Raw genomic sequence first — 4,538 nt, 5'->3', positions numbered from 1 at the left:
TCGCTGATTTTTTGAAGGTATGGTCATCATCCAGTGCGTGTCACCACGGCTACGACTTGGTTGTTCGAGGTGCCCATAAGACGATAGAAGAGAAATTTATTGTTCGGCCCGCTATGCGCGGCAAGCCAGTGCATCAGCCCGCTTTTAGTATCCAGGCTCATCCAATCGAATGCCGCCAATAACGTGGATAAATAGCTATTTTGAATGTGATGAGTATTGAGAAAAGAACGTGCGCTGGTCAGGATGAGCCAAGCAACGTTTGTTAGCGAGCCGGAGCGATCCAGTCGACAGATCGTACGTTTGTAACGGATGAGTTAATGTCTAGTGATATTCAGCACAGTTCCATCGGTGCGACTTAACCAATTAATCTAATCATGTTCGTTGTATGGATTGGTATTAATCACAGTCGCGTTTGAACCATCTGGGGTGGAGTGGCGAGCGCTGCTTCAATCCGACTCAACCGTCAATCAACTCTCGTCTTTGAAGGCGCGTACATGGGTATGCGCCGGTCTTGGCACGGCAATCAGGGGAAAATGAAATGAACCGTGCATTTGCGCTGGTCTGGAACGCAGCGATCGGCAATTGGGTCGTCACGCATTAGTTGGTGCGTCGGCGGCGCAAGTCCGGGGCAACCCGACGTTGTCTGTCGAGCCTGGTGGTGCTGGCGGTGGGGGCCGCCGTCCCCGCTTTGGCCTGGGGAGCATGCACACCTGCATTACCTGCAGCGGGCGCAACTGTTACCTGCACGGGGCTGCCGATCACCAGCAATAGTTTTGCCAGCAGCGCCAACAATCTGACCGTCAACGTTGCGACCGGTGCGCAGATGACCGCCGGCTTGGTCGGTGGCACCGCCATCGCACTCAGCGGCACCAATTCCAAACTCAACAACAGCGGCACGATCGACCCGTCGGTGCTTGGCTTGTTGTCGGTGCTGAGCACCGGCGTCACCATGGGTAACGCCAGCTCCACAACGGTGACCGCCAATAATCTGGCCACCGGCACGATCTACGGTACGGGCGGTTTGCTCGGTGCCAGCCTGCTCAATCTCGACGGTATGGCGCTTGGCATCACCTCGGCCAGCACTGGCACCGTGCAGATCAACAATGCCGGCTTGATCAGTAGCCGCGCGTTGGTGGGCCTGTCGGTTCTGGGCTCGGACACACCGGTGATCGCGGTCAGCGGTGGCGGCACCGTCAATGCAGTCAACACCGGCACCATCGAAGGGCGCGTTGGTTTTCAGAGTTCGGCCAACGGCAACACCTTCGTCAATTCCGGCACCATCAACGGCAGTGTGTCGCTGGGTGCTGGCAGCACCAACAGCTTCACCGCAGTCACCGGCGGCAGTGTCAACACCGCCGGCGGACTGGCACTCGAATTGCTGGGCCCTGGTAGCTTGTTGAGATTTGCGGCCAGCGGCGTGGTGGACGGTGGTTTGGGCGGTACGAACACATTGATCCTGCAGAATTCGGCAACCGGCACTGGCACTGGCAGCAGCGGTGTTGGATCGCTCAGCACGGCGCAATACATCAATTTCGGCAGCCTGCGCGTCAACAGCGGTACCTGGTCGGTGGGGGGCGGCAACAATTTCGGTAGCAGCGCGCTCAATGGCGGCGTGTTGCAGTTCGCCAACGCTTCGCAGCTCGGCACCAGCATCACTGCCAATGGCGGTGCGCTGGAAGCCACTGCCGCAGGGTTGACGCTTAATCCCACCGGCGGCATCGCGCTGGCTGCAGGTGGCTTGACCGCGCAAGGCGCCAACGACCTGACGGTTGCCAGCGCCATCACCGGCACCGGCGCTGTGACCAAAACCGGTACCGGCGGCTTGGGCTTGAGCGGCACCAATACCTTCAGCGGCGGCGTCAACCTGCTGGGTGGCGCGCTGACCGTTGGCACCAACAGCGCGCTGGGAAGTGGCACCGTCAACGCAACCGGCGGCAGCGTACTTTCAAGCGCGCCAGTCAACTTGCCGAATGCGTTCGTGCTCAGCAATACCATCAGCATCGGTGGTGCCAACGCCCTACGGCTCGGCGGCGCCATCAGCGGAACCGGTGCGCTGAGCAAAGTCGGCGCCGGCACGCTCACCCTGGGTAGCACCAACACCTACGCAGGCGGTACCTCGTTGGGTGCAGGCACCGTGCTGCTTGAAACCTCCGGCGCGCTCGGCACCGGTACGGTCACCGCAGCGGGTGGGTCACTGGACACGGCAGCTCCGCTGACGCTCAGCAATGCCTTTGCGCTGACCAATACGCTGGGTTTAGGTGCCAGCGGCAATGCACTCAGCTTGACCGGAACACTTGCCGGCGCAGGTGGCATCAACAAGACCGGCACCGGCACGCTGGCGCTCAACGGAGCCAACACCTTCGCTGGCGGCACCACGCTGGCCTCGGGCACCTTGCAACTCGGCACGGCCGGGGCTTTTGGAACCGGTGCGCTCAACGTCGCCGGCGCATCCAACCTCACCACCAGTGCGCCGTTGACGGTGGCCAACGTAGTCAATCTTGCCGGGCCGTTGAACTGGACCGGCGCACAGGCGCTCACGCTCAGCGGCGCCATCAACGGCGGCGGCAGTTGTTTGATCAAGAGCGGCGTGGGCGACCTCACGCTGACTAACAGCAATGCCTACACCGGCGGCACCACACTGAGCACCGGCCGCCTGGTTGTCGGCGCCAATGCAGCACTGGGCACCGGTACGCTGACCGCCAGTGGCGGCGCGCTGGATGCAACCGTTGCTGCAACCCTGGGCAACACGATTGCGCTCACCGGCACACTGGGCGTGGGTAGCAGCGGCAATGCGTTGAATCTGACCGGCGCCATCGGCGGCACCGGCGCATTGAACAAACTCGGCACCGGCACGCTCACGCTTGGCGGCCTGAATACCTATACCGGCGGCACCAGCCTCAACGCAGGTACCTTGCAGGTGGCCAGCGGCACCGCACTGGGCACCGGCGCGTTGAACGTCACCGGCAATGTGGCTCTGCAAAACACCGCAGCCACCTCATTGAGCAATGCGATTGCGCTGACCACCGGAGCGCTGACGCTCAATGGACCGCAGTCATTGACACTGAGTGGCGATATCACTGGGGCAGGGAGTCTGATCAAGTCCGGTAGCGGTGACCTTAGCCTTAGCGGAAGCAATGTGTACAACGGCGGCACCACGTTGAGTACAGGGCGTCTGTTCGTGGGCAGTAACTCGGCGCTGGGTCTTGGCACACTCAGTACCGCTGCAGGCACCACGCTGGATTCGACAGCGGTGACCACGCTCGCCAATGCCATCGCATTGGCTGGCGCAGTCGACATCGGAGGCAGTAATGCGCTGACGCTCACCGGTGCGATCACGGGCGCCGGCAGTCTTGACAAGCTTGGCCCCGCCAGCCTGACCTTGTCGGGCAACAATACCTATGCGGGTGGTACGCGGCTGTCCGCAGGCAGCGTGGTGCTCGACAGCGACACCGCACTGGGCACAGGCACCTTGACCATCGGCGGGGGTCTGCTCGACAGCACCGCAGCACGCATCGTCGATAACAACGTGGCACTGGAAGCGGATCTGCAACTCGGCGGCAGCCAGGATCCTGCGCTCAACGGCGTTGTCAGCGGCGTGGGTGGGGTGATCAAGGACGGCGGCGCCACACTCACCTTGGGTGGAACAAACACCTTTGCCGGTGGCGTGGATCTCAATGCAGGTGCGTTGCTGATCGGCAGCGGCGCAGCACTGGGCACCGGCGTGCTGACGGCAGCCAATGGCACGCAATTGCAGGCCACCACGGCAACCACGATCGGCAACGATGTCGCCTTGAACGGCGCGCTCTCGCTCACTGGCAACAACGATCTTGGCGTCACCGGTAGCGTCAGTGGCGCAGGTAGCCTGATCAAGCAGGGCGCTGCTGCGCTCACGCTCACCGGCAACAACCTCTACACCGGTGGCACCGTGCTGGACACCGGCACGTTGGTGGTCGGCAGCAACACTGCATTGGGCACCGGTGCGCTCACTGCTGCCGATGGCACGCAGCTCACTGCCAGCACTGCTGTGACGTTGCAGAACGCGCTCAACCTTGCCGGTCAACTTGGCATCGATGGTCAGAACCTCACACTCACTGGCGACAACACCTGGGTGGGCGGGCTGCAACTGCAGAGCGGCGCGTTGCTGGTGGGCAGCGATACCGCACTGGGTCTGGGTACGCTGACTGCGGCAGGTGGCACCACGCTGGATGCCAGCACCGCAGTGACACTCGGCAATGCGCTTGCATTGAATGGCGCTTTGACGCTGCCCGGTACGCAGGACACCACGCTCAGTGGCGTCATCAGCGGCATCGGCAGTCTCGATAAACAAGGCGCTGCCACGCTGACCTTGAACAACGCAAATAGCTTCAGCGGCGGCGTTGCGCTGGATGCAGGGCGTTTGGTGCTCGGTAATGACGCTGCGTTGGGTGTCGGTGGTCTGTTGGTCGGCGGCCCTGCCGAGCTAGGGCCTGTTAACACATACGAAGCCCTTCAACGATCAGGACGAAGCTCAGGAATCCGAGGAACATGACGTCGAGCTT

The 4,538-nt window shown here is 62.0% G+C and carries 1 protein-coding gene and 1 pseudogene; both read left to right on the top strand.

Features of this window, described 5'->3' with window-relative positions:
* On the top strand, nt 1–182 hold a 182-nt coding region (locus XpopCFBP1817_RS22295), incomplete at its 5' end, for a hypothetical protein (protein WP_208619674.1).
* A 356-nt stretch (nt 183–538) separates the two neighbouring features.
* Nucleotides 539–4,462 (top strand): annotated as a pseudogene (locus XpopCFBP1817_RS19570) (autotransporter-associated beta strand repeat-containing protein); the annotation flags it as partial.
* Nucleotides 4,463–4,538: the final 76 nt, after the last annotated feature.

The organism is Xanthomonas populi (assembly GCF_002940065.1).
GTDB classification, from domain to species: Bacteria; Pseudomonadota; Gammaproteobacteria; order Xanthomonadales; family Xanthomonadaceae; genus Xanthomonas; species Xanthomonas populi.
The sequence above is the reverse complement of the archived record's forward strand: the minus strand, read 5'-3'. Positions and strand labels throughout refer to the sequence as shown.